Annotated in this window: 11 protein-coding genes; all 11 read left to right on the top strand. The window is 51.2% G+C overall.

The features are described from left to right. Positions 1–30: 30 nt before the first annotated feature. The 11 genes from ACESLM_RS09125 to ACESLM_RS09075 all read left to right on the top strand — a co-directional run bounded on the left by ACESLM_RS09125 (position 31) and on the right by ACESLM_RS09075 (position 19,577). Positions 31–1,566: a glycoside hydrolase family 43 protein gene (locus tag ACESLM_RS09125; RefSeq protein WP_372631253.1), complete on the top strand. Its 1,536-nt coding sequence runs from the start codon at positions 31–33 to the stop codon at positions 1,564–1,566. Positions 1,567–1,598: 32 nt separating this feature from the next. Continuing rightward, complete coding sequence (locus ACESLM_RS09120) at positions 1,599–4,514, top strand: glycoside hydrolase family 3 C-terminal domain-containing protein (protein ID WP_372631252.1); 2,916 nt, start codon at positions 1,599–1,601, stop codon at positions 4,512–4,514. 946 nt (positions 4,515–5,460) lie between these two features. After that, complete coding sequence (locus tag ACESLM_RS09115; protein ID WP_372631251.1) at positions 5,461–6,369, top strand: ABC transporter permease; 909 nt, start codon at positions 5,461–5,463, stop codon at positions 6,367–6,369. Between the two features lie 15 nt (positions 6,370–6,384). Beyond that, entirely contained in the window at positions 6,385–7,293 is a 909-nt protein-coding gene (locus ACESLM_RS09110; RefSeq protein WP_372631250.1) for a carbohydrate ABC transporter permease, read from the top strand. A gap of 67 nt (positions 7,294–7,360) precedes the next feature. Then, the gene (locus tag ACESLM_RS09105) at positions 7,361–9,097 is read left to right on the top strand and encodes an ABC transporter substrate-binding protein (protein ID WP_372631249.1); all 1,737 of its coding nucleotides are present in this window, start codon (positions 7,361–7,363) and stop codon (positions 9,095–9,097) included. A gap of 89 nt (positions 9,098–9,186) precedes the next feature. Continuing rightward, positions 9,187–11,004 (top strand): cache domain-containing sensor histidine kinase, encoded by a 1,818-nt coding sequence (locus ACESLM_RS09100; protein ID WP_372631248.1) that lies wholly within the window; start codon positions 9,187–9,189, stop codon positions 11,002–11,004. After that, positions 10,985–12,532 carry a response regulator transcription factor gene (locus ACESLM_RS09095; protein WP_372631247.1) on the top strand — a complete coding sequence of 516 codons (1,548 nt, stop codon included), beginning with the start codon at positions 10,985–10,987 and terminating at the stop codon, positions 12,530–12,532. Before ACESLM_RS09100 ends, ACESLM_RS09095 begins: the two co-directional genes overlap by 20 nt. Positions 12,533–12,720: 188 nt before the next feature. Continuing rightward, positions 12,721–15,708: a WD40/YVTN/BNR-like repeat-containing protein gene (locus tag ACESLM_RS09090; RefSeq protein WP_372631246.1), complete on the top strand. Its 2,988-nt coding sequence runs from the start codon at positions 12,721–12,723 to the stop codon at positions 15,706–15,708. Between the two features lie 298 nt (positions 15,709–16,006). Further along, positions 16,007–16,984: an ABC transporter permease gene (locus tag ACESLM_RS09085; protein ID WP_372631245.1), complete on the top strand. Its 978-nt coding sequence runs from the start codon at positions 16,007–16,009 to the stop codon at positions 16,982–16,984. A 16-nt stretch (positions 16,985–17,000) separates the two neighbouring features. Continuing rightward, positions 17,001–17,882 (top strand): carbohydrate ABC transporter permease, encoded by an 882-nt coding sequence (locus tag ACESLM_RS09080; RefSeq protein ID WP_372631244.1) that lies wholly within the window; start codon positions 17,001–17,003, stop codon positions 17,880–17,882. Between the two features lie 54 nt (positions 17,883–17,936). Beyond that, positions 17,937–19,577: an ABC transporter substrate-binding protein gene (locus tag ACESLM_RS09075; RefSeq protein ID WP_372631243.1), complete on the top strand. Its 1,641-nt coding sequence runs from the start codon at positions 17,937–17,939 to the stop codon at positions 19,575–19,577. Positions 19,578–19,740 lie beyond the last annotated feature (163 nt).

The following is a 19,740-nucleotide window of genomic DNA, read 5'->3' as shown; positions in this document are numbered from 1 at the left end:
TTAAGTCATGAAGAGGAAGGAGTCACACAAGTGTCGTATACGAATCCGGTTATTCCCGGCTTTTATCCCGATCCGAGCATTTGCCGGGTCGGGGAAGATTATTATCTGGCGACAAGCTCGTTTGCCTATTTTCCGGGAGTCCCCCTGTTTCACAGCAAGGATCTCGTCAATTGGCGCCAGATCGGACATTGTTTGACAACCGTGCGGCAGCTGCCGCTGGGGAGCGCCTGGCTCTCGGGAGGAATCTATGCCCCGACGATCCGCCATCACAATGGCTGGTTTTATATGGTAACGACGAATGTGAGCGGGGTCGGCAACTTTTATGTTCGCAGCATGCGGCCGGAAGGACCCTGGTCCGAACCGATCCCGGTCGCGCAAGGAGGCATCGATCCCTCCTTCTTATTCGACGATGACGGAAAGGTCTATTTTCAATCCACATACGACGGTAATGAAGGCACCGGCATTTATCAATGCGAGATTGACATTTCAACCGGAAGAATGCTGACGGAGAGCCGCCTGATCTGGCAAGGCACTGGCGGAGCGCATCCGGAAGCTCCTCACCTGTACAAGATTAACGGACTTTATTATTTGCTGCTTGCCGAAGGCGGTACGGAATACGGTCACATGGCGACGATTGCGAGAAGCGAATCCCCTTATGGCCCCTTTATCCCGTGTCCTCATAATCCAATTCTGTCTCACAGGAGCCGAAAGAGCAGCATCCAGGCCACCGGGCATGCGGACTTGGTACAAGCGCACGACGGAACCTGGTGGGCGGTGTTCCTGGGCATCAGACCGGTCTCATATCCCTACCGGCATCATCTGGGCAGAGAAACTTTCTTGGCGCCCGTGTCATGGACGGAGGAGGGCTGGCCGATCATCGGCAATGGCGGGCGTATCGAGCCCGTTATGGAGGCTCCGCAGCTGCAGGAAGTCCGGTGGCCGAATGAGGCAATCCGGGATGATTTTGATGAAGCGACACTCGGTTTGGACTGGCTGTTTCTGCGGAATCCGCCTCCGGAAAGCTGGTCGCTTCGCGAAAGTCCGGGAAAGTTGACGCTGCGCGGGAATAAGACGTCGCTTGACGATGGCGGCTCGCCTGCTTTTGTAGGCCGGCGTCTGCGACATCTGTCGTGCAACATCGCTGCTCTGCTGGATTTCGAACCGGAAAGCGAAGATGAGGAAGCCGGACTTACCGTATTCATGAACGAAAAGTATCATTACGATCTGGCTGTAAAGCTCAAGGACGGACGCAAGGCGATCGTACTCCGGAGGACGGTGGGATCATTAACAACCGAACAGACGTACGATTGCGCAGCAGGCCCTGTCGAGCTCAAAGTTGAGGCCCAGCCGGAATGGTTTGTTTTCTCCATTCAGCCCCATCAATCCGATAGCCTTGAATTGGGCTCGGGAGAAACGCATCTCCTCTCAACTGAGGTGGCGGGAGGCTTTACGGGAGTCATCATCGCGATGTATGCCGTGTGCAAGGCGGGTCAGAGCGCGCCGGCGCACTTTGATTGGTTTGATTATGAGCCGGTGAATTCGCCTGGCGGATCCGCGCCGTTCTGACGGTGCTTAAAAATGTTGAGGAGTGTGATCATATGGCGGTTGACATGACGACATCCCCGTACCGGAATCCCGATCTGCCGCTCGAGGACCGCATTAACGATTTGCTGTCGCGAATGACGCTGGACGAAAAAATCGGCTTGATGCCCCAGTATCAGATCGCCGTCGAGCGGCTTGGCGTCCAGGCCTATAAGCATGGCACGGAGGCCGCTCACGGCATGGCGTGGCTAGGGGAGGCAACGACCTACCCGCAGCCGATCGGACTGGCTTGCACGTGGGATAAGGAGCTTCTGAAACGGATCGGCAGTGCGATCGGCGACGAGGCGAGGGGGTTTTACAAGCGGAACCCGACACACAACGGCCTGACCTTGTGGGCCCCGACAGTGGATATGGAGCGCGACCCTCGCTGGGGCCGGACGGAAGAAGCCTATGGAGAAGATCCGGTGCTTGCCGGCAAGCTGACGGCGGCGCTCACGCAAGGCATTCAGGGCGACCATCCGTTCTACCTGAAAGCAGTGGCGACGCTGAAGCATTTTATCGGCAACAACAACGAGGTAGGCAGGGGAGACTCCTCCGTCAGCCTCGATCCGCGAAATCTTCGCGAGTACTATCTGAAGGCGTTCGAAATTCCGTTCAAGGAAGGCGGCGCCCTGTCGATGATGACGGCGTACAACGCGATCAACGGGGTTCCTGCAAACCTTAGTCGCGACGTGATTGACATCGTCAAGCGCGAATGGGGAATGAACGGCTTTGTGGTGAGCGACGCGTTCGACGTGACAGGAACCGTCCGGGACCACCATTACGTCGAGACGCAGAAGGAAGCTGTAGCCCGGTCGATTCGGGAGGGCGGCATCGACAGCATTACGGATGAGGCCGCCGTCGTGACCGAGGCGATTCGCGAGGCGCTCGCGGACGGGCTTCTGACCGAAAACGACCTCGATATCGCGCTGCGCAATACGTTCCGCGTTCGCTTCCGGCTCGGGGAGTTCGATCCGGTCGAGCGTAATCCGTATGCTCACCTGAATGAAACCGCGATCCTCCGGCCGGCGCACGCGGAATTGGCGCGAGAGGCCGTGCAGAAGTCCGTTGTGCTGCTCAAGAACGACGGAGGCGTACTGCCGCTTCAGGCGAGCAAACTGCGCAAAATCGCGGTGATCGGTCCGCTCGCCGATATCGTTTACAGTGATTGGTACAGCGGTTCGCTGCCCTATGCCGTCACACCGCTGCAGGGTATCCGGGAGCGGCTTGTGAATGCAGGCGGTGGCGCGGAGACGGTATATGCCGGCGGCTCCGATCGCGTTCGACTGAAATCGGTTCGCAGCGGACGGTATGTCCGGTTTGGCGACGAAACCGATGCGACTCTCGCCGCAGCCGCCGAATCGGCGGAGGACGGCGACGTGTTCGAAATGACGGACTGGGGCTGGGGAAGCCACACGTTGATCGCGGAGCGTAACGGTCGCTATCTGACGACGGACGACAAGACCGTGCAGGCGTCGGCCGACCGTATCTGGGAATGGTTTACGAAAGAAGTGTTCAAGGTTGAACAGGCGGACTCCGATCCATCGCTCTTGACCCTCTCGACCTGGAACGATATGCCGGTAACCGTCGATGATCAGACGGGCGCGCTTCTTGTCGGCGACGGCAGCGCGGCCGAGACCGCTAACTCCATTAATGTAGGCGGCGCAGCCGAGGTAGACCGAGCCGCTGCCGACACTCCGGCCGAAGCGTTCGCGCTTGAATGCGTGACGGGCGGCGCGGACAGAGCCGTACAGGCGGCAAGCGGCGCGGATGCGGCGATCGTTGTTGTCGGCAACCATCCCCTGATCAACGGTAAAGAAACGATGGATCGGCCGGATATTACGTTGGCTGCCGCCCAGGAAAAGCTGGTCCTGGAGGTGCTCAAAGCCAACCCGAACACCATCGTGGTCGTAGTCGGAAGTTATCCTTTCGCCTTGAACGCCTTGCAGGAACAGGCGCCGGCCATTGTGTACACGTCCCATGCGGGCCAGGAGCTTGGTCATGCGATAGCGGATGTGCTGTTCGGCGAGGTTAATCCGGCAGGCCGTGTGAACATGACCTGGTTCAAGTCTATCGACCAGCTGCCGCCTTTCATGGACTACGATATCATTCAGGGGGGGCGCACGTATCAATATTTTGAAGGCGAGCCGCTCTATCCGTTCGGGCACGGACTTTCCTACAGCGAATTCCGGTATGAGGATTTGGCGCTGTCCGCAAGCCGGGTGGAGGCTGGAGACGACAGGACCGTCGAGCTGAGCTGTCGTGTAACCAACATCAGCGAGCGGGCAGGAGAAGAAGTCGTGCAGCTCTACGTGCGGGCGGGCGACTCCCGCGTTAAGCGTCCGCGTCTGCAACTGGCAGACTTCCAGCGGATTGCGCTGAGTCCGGGCGAAACGGCGGAAGCGAAGTTCAGCCTGCCGCTGGAGTCGCTCCGTATCTGGGATGTGACGCGCGATCGATTCTGCATCGAGAGCGGCGAGTACAAGATCCTGATCGGCTCATCCTCCCAGGATCTTCGTCTGGAGGGTCGACTTACGGTCGTCGGAGAGACCATCCCGCCGCGCGACCTGAAGCAGGTGACAAGGGCCGTCAATTATGACAATTACGAAGGCATCTTGCTCGGAGAGTGCGCCGAGGGAGGGAGTGCGGCAGTCGTAAGCGGCAAGTCCGGGTGGCTTGCGTTCCGGGATGCGGAGCTTGGCGAGGGCTGCAGCGCGATCGAGATAAGGGCCGCCAGCACAGAGGATGCAATCGTCGAAGTCCGTTTGGACAGACCGGATGGACCGCTCGTCGGCGCGTGCGCGATTCCGGCCGGCGGCCAGATGAGCTGGAGGAGCTTCACATTTGGACTGGCGTCCGCGACCGGTCGGCACGATGTATACCTGATTCTCAAGGGCGCGGTATCGCTTGGCTGGTTCAGAATTATGAAGTAGAGCTGCGGGAAGAGATGGCGAAACGGCAACTGCGCTTACAGGAGCGGTATGCCTCATCCTTCTTGATAGATGCCGATTGTTCTGCCTTATCGCCGGATTTCGAGCAGGAGAAAATGGTTCAACTGGTCTTTTCCGTGTTAGACCCGGTCACGCGCCAACACATGGAACAATTCAAGCCGCTTCCGGATCGGGGACTTTCTCGATTGCCGGAAGTGGTCCGAGCGTTTGAAGCGAGAGAATAGGGATCGCCCTCCACTGAGCTATAATAGGCTGGATGGAGGGCTTGGATACGGGAACCGTTAATGGCGCATAACCTGTGCATTCATCCCTTTTCAGCCCCGCCGCCCATCCAGTAGTGTTGATTCTCCGGCTTTTCCCCCGAACTGCTCTCTTTTTTCTACGACTGACCAATTCGCATACATAAACCGACCAACGAAACGCCTGATGGAGAGGCATTTGCAAGGAGAACGGAGGGCGATGTTCTAAAGAATCGGTTATCGTCTCCCGAATAGTGCTCAAACGGAGGGTGATGTTCTAAAGAATCGGTTATCGTCTCCCGAATAGTGCCCAAACAGAGGATGATGTTCTAAAGAATCGGTTATCGTCTCCCGAATAGTGCCGAAACGGGGAGCGATGTTCTAAAGAATCGGTTATCGTCTCCCCAATCGCGCACAAACGAAGATTGTTGCTCGAAAGAATCGCACATTGGCACATGGGGGGAGGCCATGACGAATAGCCTTTTTACTCCAAAAGAGCCTTGCGGAGTTGATGTGAGTCAGTTGGTCAGCCGTAGTTTTTTTTCGGGTATTGACGGCTTTTTATCTTGCTAATCATTTCCCAGAACGAAGAAGCTTAATTTAGACATGATAAAGAGACGATTTCACAGGGTATGTATACGCTTACAACGCCTTTATACTATTCACCAAGGGGGGGAGGACATCAAGGAATGAAAGTCCTAAGAGCTGTACGCGATCAGAAATATTTGCTGCTGATGTCGTTTCCATTCGTGATCTGGGTTTTTGTGTTCAGTTACGTCCCATTGTGGGGCTGGATCACGGCTTTTCAAAAGTATCGCTTCGGCAGGTCGTTATTTAATCAGGAGTGGGTGGGCCTGAGGTATTTTCAGGAGCTGTTCCACGATGACCTGTTCTATCAGGTGTTGAGAAATACGATCGCCATGAGTGTGATGGGATTGGTTGCAGGCTTCACCGTCCCGATCCTGTTCGCGGTTTTGATGAACGAACTCAAAGGCTCATTGTTCAAGCGCGCCGTGCAAACGATCTCTTATTTGCCGCATTTCGTATCATGGGTCGTTGTCGCCGGATTGGTTACGAAGATGCTTTCCATAGACGGCGGCATCGTTAACGAATTGCTAATGAGCCTCCGTATTATCGATAGTCCCATCAACTTTATGGCCAAGGGAGAATGGTTTTGGGGGATTGTCACCCTATCCGACCTCTGGAAGGAGACCGGTTGGAATTCGATCATTTTCCTGGCCGTTATGATGGGCATCGATCCGGAGATGTACGAAGCCGCGAAGGTGGACGGGGCCTCGCGGATACGGCAAATTTGGCACATTACGCTCCCTGGCATTCGAACTACCTTCTCGGTGCTGCTGATCCTGTCCATCGGCCATCTGATCAGCATAGGGTTTGAGAAACAGTTCCTGCTCGGCAACCATCTGGTGATCGAGTATTCACAGGTGCTTGACCTGTATGCCCTGAATTACGGTATCGGGACGAACCGGTATTCCTTCGGAACCGCCGTCGGGATATTTAATTCGGCTGTCAGCGTTGTCCTGTTGTTAATCGCTAACGGATTATTCAGACGTTATACCAAGGAAAGCGTTATTTAAGGAGCGGGTTTGAAGATGATAGGGCAAGCGCGCCGAAGTAGAGCGACACGATCCGACAAGATATTCGACAGTTTGAATCTTCTGATCATGTTGCTCGTAATCACCGTTACGTTATATCCTTTTTTGAACGTTCTAGCCATTTCTCTCAACGATTCCAACGACACCGTTAAAGGCGGCATCTATATTTGGCCGAGAGCGTTCACATTGGAAAATTATAGCACAATCTTCGCCTTCGAAGGGTTGATTACCGGCTTCCGCAATTCCGTATTGCGGACGGTCATCGGTACGATCCTGGGACTTCTCTCGGGGTCCATGCTGGCCTACACGCTGAGCCGCAAAGAGTTTATCGCCAGACGGTTCGTATCCATTTTTATTGCCTTAACCATGTATTTCTCGGCGGGAATCATTCCGTTCTTCATCTTGATCCGCAACCTCGGGTTGATGAACTCCTTCTGGGTCTATGTTCTTCCTGGCTTAGTCAGTGCCTTTAATGTGTTCGTCATCCGTTCTTATATCGACGGACTTCCGTATTCCCTGCAAGAATCGGCCAAGCTGGACGGCGCCAACGACTTCCGGATATATTGGAGTATCGTGCTGCCTCTCTGCAAGCCGGTGCTCGCGACCATCGCGCTGTTCCTGGCCGTTGGACAATGGAATTCATGGTTCGACACTTATTTGTTCAATTCGAATAATTCGCAATTGACGACGCTTCAATTCGAGCTGATCAAAATTTTACAAAGCACGACTTCCGGGAACGAAGCTCAAATTCGCGGCCAGAGCTTGCTTGAGTTGCAACGCAAAGTTTCGCCGGAATCGATCAAGATGGCCATTACGATGGTCGTAACGGTGCCGATTCTGATTGTTTATCCTTTCTTGCAGCGGTATTTTATCAAAGGGATGACGCTGGGCGCCGTGAAGAGCTGAAATCAGTATGACCAGGGCAACCTGTTGGTACAATAAATATGAATTCGAGAGGGGTACAGATTTTCAGATGAAAAGCAAATTCATTAAAACTTCCAGCCTGTTGACGACCGCTATTCTACTCACGGTTATGACCGCGTGCAGCGGCGGCAGCAAGCCCGAGAGCAGCGGCAGTCCTTCTGCGAGCACGCCGGCCGAATCCACGGCGACGGGCAGCGAGCAGGCAGACCTGTCTCCGATCAAATTCAGCATGTATTCAGCAGCACAAAATCCGAACTGGAACAACATGCAGGATGATGTCGGCAAGGAAATCACATCCAAAACAGGCGTCTCGCTGGACATTAGATTTTCCATGGGGGACGATAATCAGGACATAGCACTCATTGCTTCGAGCGGAGAATATCCCGATCTGATCTCTCCTGCCAGCCAGGGGGCCACGCTTGTCGACGCAGGCGCGATGCTGGATCTGACCGATTTGATCGACAAATACGCGCCAAACATTAAGAGAGTCGCTGGAGAGAACTTGAGCCATATGCGCTGGAGCAAGGATGACCGCTCGATCTACTTCGTCCCTACGCTCTTTACGATTTCTTCCCCGGATGCCGAAGGCGTAACGGATGCGACGGGTCCATTCATGCTGCAGCATGCGGTCGTAAAGGAATTGGGCTATCCGACCATCCGTACGCTTCAGGATTTCGAGAACGCGATTAAAACTTATTATGAGAAATACCCCACCATTGACGGCCAGAAAACGATACCGCTTTCCTTGAACGCCGATGACTGGAACATCATCTTCACGGTCACGAACCCGGCAATGTTTGCTACGGGCGCTTCCGACGACGGAGAATATACGGTCGATCCCGTGACGAAGGAAGCCGCCCTTCACTACAAACGGCCTATAGAGAGAGAATACTTCCGCTGGCTCAACCATATGAACGACATCGGCTTGATCGATCCCGAATCCTTCGTTCAGAAGAACGACCAGTGGAAAGCCAAAATCGCCAGCGGCCGCGTTCTGGGTATGATTGGCGAAACCTGGCAATTCAACGATGCGAAGCGTACCTTGATCACGGAAGGCAAAGCCGAACGCACCTTCGGAATATACGATGTCAATCTTTCCGCGGATATGAAGTCAACGAGAAATCAGGTGCCCGCTTTCTCCGGCGGCTGGGGAATGGGCATTACGACAGATTGCAAGGATCCGGTGCGAGCCATCAAATTCCTTGATTTCCTTGCTTCGGATGAAGGCCAAGTGTTGATCAACTGGGGGGTTGAAGGCAAGCAATATGTTGTGGAGAACGGCAAGCGGGTAATTCCGCAAGAAGTACTGGACCAAAAAGTCAATAATGCCAACGCATTTTTGAAAGAAACGGGAATCGGATCCTACGGTTTCTCCCTTCGGTACGCGGATGGGATGAAGGATCCGAGCGGAAACTTCTATACCCCGATCTTCCCGGAACAGATCGTGAACGAATATACTCCGATCGAGAAAGAGGTGTTGGCGGCCTACGGCAAAACCATGTGGAGGGACATGTTCCCGAAAAGCAGCGAGTTCCCGGTCAAGGAATGGGGCGCGGGATGGACCCTGCCGATTCCGGTCGATTCGGACGCCAACGTCCTTGCCGAGAAAATCCGTAAAAACGTCATATGGAAACGGATTCCGGAAATTATTCTTTCAAAGCCGTCCGAATTCGACAGTAAGTGGGATGCGTTCATTCAGGAATTGGACAAAAATGGCGCTGAAAAAATGGAAAAAGATTTCACGAAGTATTTAAAAGAAAGATTAGATCTTTGGTACGGAGAATGATAATATCGATTGAAACGGCTGCCGAAGCGACCTCATCTTCGGCGGCTTCTCTTCTTTCCTAACCTTAAAGGGGGGAGCGAATCCCGCGCATGAGTCGGCTTCTCTTCATCCAGAACTTTCTGAACAATGTCCGAATCAAGCACAAGCTGATCTTATCCTATGTTCTGGTCGTATTTATTCCCGTGCTCATTGTCGGAATTTTCTTGACCGCCCGATATCGGCAGGACGTAATTGAGCAAGCCACCCTGCAAACGATCAATAACGTAGATCGGGTCAAGCAACGAATGCTCGAGCTGACCCGCGTGCCGACGGATATATCGAAAAACCTGCAGGCGGACAATAACTTAATGTATACGGTGAATGCCGTATATCCGACTACTCTGGACGTGGTACATGCCTATTGGGACTATTCGAAATTCAAAGAGTATCGCTCGCAGAACAAAGAGATTGCAAGCATCCGGTTCTATACGACGAATCCGACTCTTCTCGACAATTGGGAGTTTATCAAGGTTACGGACGAAATTGAAAGCGCTGACTGGTATCAGGTTGCGATGAAACAGAATGGCGTCCATTGGTTCGATCTTGCCGACGAAACGAAAGGGAACAAAAAGCACTTGAGTCTGGTTCGCAAGATTATGTTCCAGCAATTTCGATCAAGCGGCGTGCTGGTCATATCCGTTAACGAGGAGCAATTAAATGCGATACTGCGACAAGAACCTTTCGATACCATGATCGTGGATGAACAAGGCTTTATTGCCGCGTCCAATAATGCGGCTTGGAATCATGCCCATATCTCGGAGTTGCAGCTCGGGAATCAACTGACCGGTATGCCAACCGGAACTTACCAGATCAAATACAAAGGCAAGCGTTGCAAAGCGATCGTGGAGGATTTACAGCCGCAGATAAACGGTGAATCGATCCATATTATCTCCATATTCGAAATCGACGGCATCGTAGACAAGGCCAAGCACGTCAGCAAGCTCGGGTTTCTGATCATCGCGGGCAGTCTTCTGATCGCCATCATTCTCATCTATATGTTCTCTGGCGTCCTCAGCAGAAGAATCAGCATTCTTAACCGGGAATTGTACAAGGTAGGGCTCGGGGATTTAAAGATAATTTCCGAAATCCGGGGGAACGATGAGATCGGCTTGCTGTCCAGACAGTTCAACAATATGGTGGCCAGACTTCGAATGCTTATGGATGAGGTTGCGGAATCGCAAAGAATCAAAAACCGGCTGGAGCTGCGCCAAAGGGATATCAAGCTGAAAATGATGGCGAGCCAGATCAATCCCCATTTTCTGTTCAATGCGCTTGAATCGATCCGGATGAATGCCCACATCAAGGGGCAAGATCAGCTCGCGTCCATCGTCGAGATGCTGGGATTTATCATCCGCCGCAACCTCGACACCGGCTCTCGTAATATTCCTCTGGAAGATGAATTGGAAAGCGTGCGCTGTTATTTGGAGGTTCAGAGGTTCCGTTTAGGAGACGACCGGTTAGCGTTCCGCATTCACATGGACCCGACAATCGAAGGCATGGAGCTTCAAATTCCACCTCTCGTTATACAGCCGCTTGTTGAAAACGCTGTCGTCCACGGTTTGGACGACGTCGAACAAGGAGGCAGGATCGAAATCTCGATCTCTATGGTTGGCAGATTCATCCGGTTTGAAGTGACGGACAACGGGTGCGGGATTCCGGAAGCGAAACGCAAAGAAATCGAAGCTTCACTGGACGATATGGAGGAGACGAAAATTTACCGTATCGGACTTCGAAACGTTCACCAGCGGCTGTACATGATGTACGGGGATCCATGCGGTCTTACAATCGACACAGAAGAAGGCAAAGGCACGAGAGTGTCTTTCCAAATCCCATGGGGAGGCACGCAACATGGAGACGCAAGCGCGTAAGGTATTGATTGTGGATGACGAACCGATGATCCGGAAAGGGCTTCGCACGATTATTGACTGGGAAGCGTACGGTTTTTGCGTAGTTGGCGACGCGTCGAGCGGTGTGGAGGCGTTATCCAAGCATATGCAGCTGTCCCCGGATTTGATGGTCGTTGATATTAAAATGCCGGGCATGAACGGTCTTCAGGTCATCGAGGAAGTTAGGAAAGTCGACGATAAATGCTGCTTTGTTATCTTGAGCGGTTATTCCGATTTCACTTATGCCAAGCAAGCGATCGGTTACGGCGTGAAGGGCTATTTGCTGAAGCCGATCAACAAGAAAGAATTGGCGCTCTTGGTCAAGCAAATCGGCGAGCATATCGGCGACCGGGCCGTTGCGGAGCGGAAAGTTAAACTAGCCCAGGCCGTCCGCCGGGCTGAGCTGCTGAAAACCGTTCTCGTGAATGAGCCGGAAGGGCGGATGCTGGAGAGCCACTTACAGGAATTAGAAAATCTGCTTGGGGGTTCCGGCAAACCGTATCAAATTTCTCTCATCCGGCTTTACCAGGGGGAAACCGGGGATTCTGCGGCGAAGATCCTTTTCGAGGAAGCGTTGATCGCGCATATGGAGAGCAGGAACATCGGTTGCGTATTTCCGGTCGGAACGGATACTGGACTTGTGTTTGTCGACTGCAGCGCCCAGGTTGAGTTTAATCGGGATTGGCTGCGGAGCATCCAAGCGATACTCCATTCCGGCGCAACGTTTACAGCGACTTCGGGACAGATCGTGGGGTCAGTCGAAGAGCTGATCCTCAGCTACAGGACGGCCAGCGAACTGATGAAACGCAGCTTTTGGCTTGCGCCGGGGAAGCTGCACGGACCAGAAGCTGAAGGAAGTAGGGGACGGGAACCTGCCTCAGAGCCTGACATTCAAACCCTAGCCAGACGGATCTATTATGCGCTGGAGATTGGAAATGCGGAGAAAATCCGCAGCCTGCTCAGGGAATCGACCGATCAAATCAGCCAGTACGACCAGACAGAGCATGACGTGAAATCAAGCTTCGCCAAGCTCGCGGCGCATGTTGTCAAGTTGGCGTCCGCCCCCGGTCGGCAGCCGGCCGTCGATCCTTGTCTTTCCATGATTGCGAACATGCATAAGCACCGACATCTCGCCGGTTTGATAGAAGACATGGAACGCCAGTTTCTTCTCCTTTCGATGGGACTCGGGAGAAAAGGCTGCTCCGAACCTATCATGAAGCAAATGACGGACTTCATCGAACGAAACTATATGGATCCTCTGAGGCTGGAAACCTTGGCCGAGCTCTTTAACTATCAAAGCGGCTATTTGGGTAAAATGTTCAAAAACCATACCGGTCAAAGCTTTCACGCTTATCTGGATAAAGTGCGAATCGAGAGCGCCATCCGCCTGCTGGGCGAAGGCTGCATGGTGCGCGAGGCGGCCGAGCGGGTCGGGTACCCTAACGCGGACTACCTTCATTTGAAATTTAAGAAACATACCGGGATGTCGCCTTCTTCTTATAAAGCATAAAGCCGTCGTGCCGCCAAAGTTTTTTCGGTTAGTTGATCGGTAGGATGAGTGTTAATTCAGACATGATAAAGAGACGAGTTCACAGGGTATGTATACGCTTACACCGCCTTTATACTATTCACCAAAGGGGGGAGGACATTCTGGGATGAACGTCATAAAAGTTAATCACAAGGAGGACTAATGAGGGAATGAAACAAAGGAAGAAATGGCTGTCTGTGCTGACGGCCGCCGCATTGACGGTAAGCATGGGATCTTCGTTGACGACGATTCAAAGCAAGGCATTCGCAGCGGATTCTATCGGAAGCGCTTCAATAGCTGTACAGTCGAACATCGTGCCAGTGAAATCGCAAGCTTATGATTGGGGCAGGGTGAAGATCGTCGGAGGCGGATTCATTCCGGGTATTATTTTCAACCCGAAGGAGAAGGATCTCATCTATGCCCGCACGGACATAGGGGGCGCGTATCGCTGGGACCCGGAGACCAAGACGTGGATTCAGCTGATGGATTGGGTGAGCTTGGAAGACTGGAACCTGACGGGCGTGGAGAGTCTGGCTACCGACCCTGTCGACCCGAATCGCGTCTACATTGCGGCAGGCACCTACTCGAACGATTGGGTGAAAACGAACGGTTACCTTCTTCGTTCGCAGAACCGCGGGCAAACGTGGGAGAAGACCGAAATGCCGTTCAAATTCGGCGGCAACATGCCCGGTCGTTCCATGGGCGAACGTCTGGCTATCGACCCGAACGATAACCGCATCCTTTACTTGGGAGCCCGCAACGGGAACGGATTGTGGAGGAGCGAGGATTATGGAGCGACATGGCATAAGGTGAGCAGCTTCACTCCGGTCGGCGACGTGAAGGATGACTACGACGGCAATGTCGGCCCCGTATGGATCACCTTCGATCCTTCGACGGGCTCTGCAGGCTATGCGACGCAGACGATATATGTCGGCTTGGCGGACACGCAGACGAGCATTTACAAGTCGGTTGACGGCGGCGCGACCTGGGAGCCGGCGGCGGGCCAGCCGAAGCAGGGCTTCCTGCCCCACCACGGAACGCTGGGTTCCAACGGTATGCTGTACGTATCGTACAACTCGACGATCGGACCGTACCTCGGCGGCAATGGCGCGATATGGAAGCTGGATACGAAGACGGGCGAGTGGACAGACATCAGCCCGGGCGGAGTCGGCGATACGAGCAATCCGTACGGCGGGCTTGCCGTCGACGCTCAGCATCCCGATACGCTGATGGTCGCTACAATGAACAAATGGTGGCCGGACGAATCGGTATTCCGCAGTACAGACGGAGGAATAACGTGGAATTCGCTGTGGCAGTTCAGCTCGTATCCGAAGCGAGACAACCGGTTTACGATCGATTATTCGCTCTCGCCATGGCTCGACTGGGGCATTCAACGCGATCCGGAGACCGAACCGGAAATCTCGCCGAAGCTTGGCTGGATGATCGGCGACCTGGAGATCGATCCGTTTAACTCCGACCGGATCATGTACGGTACCGGGGCGACGCTGTTCGGCTCCGAGAACATGACCGATTTTGACAAGGGCGAGAAAATCGGGATCTCCGTCATGGCAGACGGGATTGAAGAGACCGCGATTCTTGGTTTGATTAGTCCTGCCTCTGGGGCGCCTTTGATCAGCGCTATGGGCGATATCGGCGGTTTCCGTCATGTAGACTTGAATAAGTCGCCGCACATGATCAGGAATCCCTACATCGGAACCAGCACCGATCTGGACTACGCGGAGTTCAATCCGAACCTGATCGTGCGGGTCGGCAATTCATACAACCAAGACGCGCGGATGGGCATATCGACGGATAACGGCGTCACCTGGACGCCGGCGGCCAATGCCTGGCAGGCGGAGAACAACGACAACACGGGCGGAGGATCGGTCGCGGTCGGCGCGAACGGCCATACGATCGTATGGGCTCCGGATGGCAACGCCGTTCGGCCGGTGAGCTTCTCTACCGACCTAGGCCAGACGTGGACGGCCTCGAAAGGCATTCCGCAAGGCGCGATCGTCTCTTCAGACCGTGTTAATCTGGACAAATTCTACGGGTTCCATGAAGGGAAGCTCTATGTCAGCACGGACGGAGGCGCCAACTTCACGGCTTCGGAGGCTTCCGGACTTCCGCGCAATCTGAATGGCAAGATCAAGGCTGCTCCTACGGCCGAAGGCGATATTTGGCTTGCCGGCACGGTGGACAGCGAGTATCCGGAATATGGGGCAGGACTATTCCGTTCAACGGATTCGGGAGCGAGCTTCAAGAAAGTAAGCGGCGTCGACGAGGCGGTATCCGTCGGCTTCGGCAAAGAAGCGCCGGGCAAAACGTATAAAACGATCTATGCCGGTATGAGAGTGAACGGAGGCAAGTACGGGTTCTACCGTTCGGAGGACCAAGGCGTCAGCTGGATCCGTATTAATGACGATCGGCATCAATTCGGGAATGCAAGAGGGGCGATTACGGGCGATGGACAAGTGTACGGCCGGGTCTATATCGGAACGAACGGTCTGGGCATCGTGCGTGGCGATATTAAACAAGGTGCGGCGGTAATTACGCAAAGCAATAGCACGATCCATGCCGAGCCGTATGCGGACGCTGAGGGGACGGCATCCGTATCCTTGGGCGAGGACATCCTGCGGAGCGCGATCGAGCAGACGCAGGACAAGACAGTGACCGTCGCGGTGAAGCCGTCGGCGGACGTCAAAGCCGTGAAAGTCGATTTTCCGGCCAAGTCGCTTTCCTATGCGAACGACCGCCATGTCAAAACGATCGTGATCGACAACGGACTTGCCGCCGTCTCGATCGATCCGAAGCTGATCCGGGGAAGCCGTCTATCGCCAACGGCCAACGTTGAGCTCCGAGTCGGCATCGTGGATGCAAGCACGCTTCCAGGCGACGTACGGAACAAGCTGGGCGGCAGCAAGATGCTCGACTTCAGCCTGACGATAGACGGGAAGCCGGTAACGAAATTCGACGGCAACGATATTCGCATTGCGATCGGCTATACGCTTAAGGACGGCGAGAAGCCGAACCGGGTTACGCTCTATTATTTAAACGATAACGGAAAACTGGAAATCATCAATAATGCGAAGTACAATCCGAAAACGGGCAATGTCGAGTTCAAAGCGAAGCAGCTCGGTAAATACGCGGTCAAGTAAAAGCATGAAGCGAAAATTAAAAAATCTTTTCACGGAGAAGCAGGATAAATGCCTGCTTCTTTTTTGTGTCCCCACATCCGAGCCGAGGAACACGATCATCATCAGGCCGATCACGGTTGAAAATCAATCAATTTGAAGCTATTTGAAGAATTCGAATGGCTACAAATCATTGTGTTTAAAGCTTCTTAAACTATCCAATGCACCAGAAATCTGCGAAAGTACCCTTATCAGCCGAGGCGAGGGGCTGCGGTTCAAACACAGCAAACGGAATCAGGTTAATACGTGGAGGAGGATACATGTGAATGTCGCTTTGAGCAATAAAGCTGACAGCGTAGTAAGGAAGAAGAATAAAAAGACCTTCATATCGGAGATCAAACAAAATTTTTATTTGTACTTATTAGTTTTGCCGGGTGTTTTATATTTTTTTATTTTCAAGTATCTTCCAATGGTGGGATTAGTGGTAGCTTTTCAAGATTTTAATTCTGTAAAAGGATTTTTTAAAAGTAAATTTGTCGGTCTGAAAAATTTTGAATATTTCTTCACTTCAAAGGATTGGCTGCTTGTAACCTGGAACACGCTGTATTTAAATCTATTGTTTCTGGTTACCGGGTTGTTTTTCTCGATCCTTATTGCGATTGTTCTATCCGAAATCAGCTCCAAATCATTCAAGAAAGTGACACAGTCCATTGTCATTCTGCCGAATTTTATTTCCTGGACATTAGTTGCGATGTTTGTTTTTGCATTACTGTCGACGGATGTAGGATTTATAAATTCCGTGTTAAAAGCGTTTGGTTTTATTCAAGAAGGACAGGAAATCAGTTTTTATTCCAATCCGAATTTATGGGTCGGAATACTGGTTGTCTTAAAAATATGGAAAGCTGCAGGCTTCGGTTCCGTTATCTATTTGGCTGCTATAGCAGGCATTGACCAGGAAATCTATGAAGCGGCCAAAATTGACGGAGCCAGCCGGTTGCAGTGTATTACAAAGATTACCTTGCCACAGCTTAGAACAACAGTTGTGCTTTTGACCTTATTCGGCATCGGGGGCATATTCCATGGGGATTTAGGAATGATTTATGCGATTATAGGCGACAACCCTAATTTGTATGAAACGACCGATGTCATTGACACTTATGTATTTAGAATGCTCAGGCAAATGAATGAAATCAGCATGTCTACTGCGATCGGATTTTATCAATCCTTTGTAGGTTTAATCATCGTATATGTATCGAATTATTTTGCCAAGAAGTATGATCCGGATTCAGCCATTTTTTAAAGGAAGGAGATTAGAAATGAAAAACAGCTTGGAGAACAAAGCAATAGATACATTTTCTTATCTTTTTATGGCCCTATTTTCTATATTTTGTCTTGTTCCTTTTATCCTTATTATATCAAGCTCCATATCAGACGAAAAAGCTGTACAATTGACCGGTTTTGCTCTTATTCCCAAAGAATTCTCGTTAACTGCTTACGAGATCATCTTTCAGGATAACACCATATTCACCGCTTACAAGACAACGATCATTTTCACGGTTGTGGGTACGATCCTTTGCCTGATCATTACCAGTGCGATGGCTTATGCCATTTCCGTCAAAACGTTTACTCACAGAAATAAGATTGCTTTTTTCGTCTATTTTACGATGCTGTTTAGCGGAGGTTTGATCCCTTCGTATCTTCTTATCGCGAAGTATTTAGGCTTAAGTGATAATATTATGGTTTATATTTTACCGGGGTTGGTTAATCCGTTTAATATGTTTTTGCTAAGAAACTTCTTCAAGCAAATACCGGATTCACTGGCGGAGTCCGCCAAAATAGATGGAGCTAATGACATCTATATTTTATTTAAAATCATCCTTCCATTGGCCAAGCCTGCCATGGCAACGATCGGATTGTTTTATGGACTCGGCTTCTGGAACGAATGGTTTACAGCCACCCTTTTTATTAACGATAAAGATCTGTACTCCTTGCAATATCTGATCATGAAGGTATTGAGGGAAGTTGAATTTATGTATCAATTGGATTATATGCAAGGAGCTACAGTTAGTTATGTACTCCCTCAGAATACGGTCAGAATGGCTACAGCCGTAGTCACGGTAGGTCCCATCATTTTTGTTTACCCATTCCTGCAAAAGTACTTTATTAAAGGATTAGTAGTTGGAGCTGTTAAAGGCTAAACCCGCAAAAGCGGTTTAGTATAGAGGATTGAACCAAATAAGGGAGGAAAAAAGATGAACAAAAAGTGGATTGTATTACCGCTAGCTGCAACCCTGCTTGCTGCGTCAATCGTTGGATGCAGCAAGGGATCAAACGAGTCGTCTGAAAGCGCTGTCAATAGCAGCGGTACACCTGCCAGCAATACGGCAGAAAGCACTTCGCCCGCAGCCAAGAAGGATCCGGTTACGCTTAATATTCGTCTGTTCGGAGTTGAAAACGGGATGTATCGCGATGTCGATCCCATCGTTAAGGAGTTTGAGAAACGGACGAAGGATACGCTTAATACGACCTTGAATCTTACCTTTACACCGCCTGCCGACTATGGAGCCAAGCATCAATTATGGATCGCATCGGGAGAAGACGTCGACCTCTTTAACCCGTGGGAAAAGGATAAATTCATTAGAGAAGACGCATTGGCAGATTTAAGCGAATACTTTAACAATCCTAAATATCCCGGACTTCAGAAGGCATTTTCACCTGAATATATCAATGACAATAAAATCAATGGCAAAACCTATGTCGTTCCGCTTACAAACGCGTTTATGGATATGGAAGGCGTATGGTATCGGAAAGATTTGTTAAAGAAGTATGGAATGAACGATATCAGCAGTTATGACGATTTGTATCATTTCCTTGAAAAAGTAAAAGAAAACGAAAAAGACATGATCCCCTATGGAAACTACGGAAATACGGCTTTCTTCAAACTATTTACCGATATCAATGCACAACAGCTGGAGGGGAAAGTATTTCCATTTACCGGCTCCGGAAATCCGAAAAGAAATTTCGTTTACGTTCAAATCGCCGATGATGGGAAATCCGTTGCGGGTGTGGCAGCATATGGAGATCCGGCATCCGAATGGGCTAACTTTAATCCCCAATACGGTCTGAATTATCTGATGAACCAGTTTAATCAAGCGAAGCGGTTTAACAAATTTATTCCGGCTGATACCATGACGGCCGCGTCTGGAACAGGGAAGCCTGAAGCTGCCGGATTCGCAACCATAGGCGGTTTCAAGGGGAAAGTAAACGAGCAAAAGGCACGAGATCCGAACGCGGAGATCGGTTTCTGGCCTATTTTTAAGAACAATCAGGAAATGGCGCCAGGAACGCAATCTACGGACGGCAAGGCATGGAATTTCATTGCTGTACCTGCTAGTTCCAAAAAAGTGGACAGAGCCATGGAATTCCTGGATTGGATTTTCTCCAGTCAGGAGAACAATGACTTATTCACTTACGGTATCGAAGGTAAAAACTGGAAGTCAATAGGAGATAAACAGTGGGATATTCCGGATGGAGTGGATACGACTAAAAATTATCTTTTCCCCGCTTTCCAGTTGACCTGGAATCCGACATTGTCTCGAGTTCCTGCAGGATTGACGGAGCAAGTTCAACAATATTATGAATATCAATTTAAGCCGGATTCGTATCAGAAACATGTATTGGCAGGCTTTACATTTGATCAAGAGCCTGTCAAAAATGAAATGGCCAAATGCAACACCGTAATGGATAAATATCTGCCGTTCTTATTGTCCGGTTTCGGCGACGTGAATGATAATTTATCAAAGATGAATAAGGATTTGAAGGATTCAGGCGTAGAAAAGATTAAAGAGGAATTGAAGAATCAAATCAACGCCTTCCTCGCTCAAAAGCAGTAAAAATTCGAATCTTCCGATGCCTGTACGGACTCTTAGAGTCTGTGCAGGCATTTATTCTTGGCAGATTAATTCGATTTCCAACAATTTGATGATATTCAAACAGCCTTCGGCCCCCGCTAAGGTGCTGCTCAAGTGTATAATATGGAGTACAGAATTCATTTGC

It is taken from the genome of Cohnella sp., assembly GCF_041641335.1.
GTDB lineage: Bacteria > Bacillota > Bacilli > Paenibacillales > Paenibacillaceae > Cohnella.
This window is presented reverse-complemented; position numbering and strand designations above follow the sequence as displayed.

What these genes read in the sequence shown, in the direction of transcription:
- ACESLM_RS09080 (WP_372631244.1), top strand. Translation starts at nt 17,001, where the DNA reads ATGAAAAACAGCTTGGAGAACAAAGCAATAGATACATTTTCTTATCTT.
- ACESLM_RS09095 (WP_372631247.1), top strand. Translation starts at nt 10,985, where the DNA reads ATGGAGACGCAAGCGCGTAAGGTATTGATTGTGGATGACGAACCGATG.
- ACESLM_RS09090 (WP_372631246.1), top strand. Translation starts at nt 12,721, where the DNA reads ATGAAACAAAGGAAGAAATGGCTGTCTGTGCTGACGGCCGCCGCATTG.
- ACESLM_RS09120 (WP_372631252.1), top strand. Translation starts at nt 1,599, where the DNA reads ATGGCGGTTGACATGACGACATCCCCGTACCGGAATCCCGATCTGCCG.
- ACESLM_RS09105 (WP_372631249.1), top strand. Translation starts at nt 7,361, where the DNA reads ATGAAAAGCAAATTCATTAAAACTTCCAGCCTGTTGACGACCGCTATT.
- ACESLM_RS09075 (WP_372631243.1), top strand. Translation starts at nt 17,937, where the DNA reads ATGAACAAAAAGTGGATTGTATTACCGCTAGCTGCAACCCTGCTTGCT.
- ACESLM_RS09110 (WP_372631250.1), top strand. Translation starts at nt 6,385, where the DNA reads ATGATAGGGCAAGCGCGCCGAAGTAGAGCGACACGATCCGACAAGATA.
- ACESLM_RS09115 (WP_372631251.1), top strand. Translation starts at nt 5,461, where the DNA reads ATGAAAGTCCTAAGAGCTGTACGCGATCAGAAATATTTGCTGCTGATG.
- ACESLM_RS09100 (WP_372631248.1), top strand. Translation starts at nt 9,187, where the DNA reads ATGAGTCGGCTTCTCTTCATCCAGAACTTTCTGAACAATGTCCGAATC.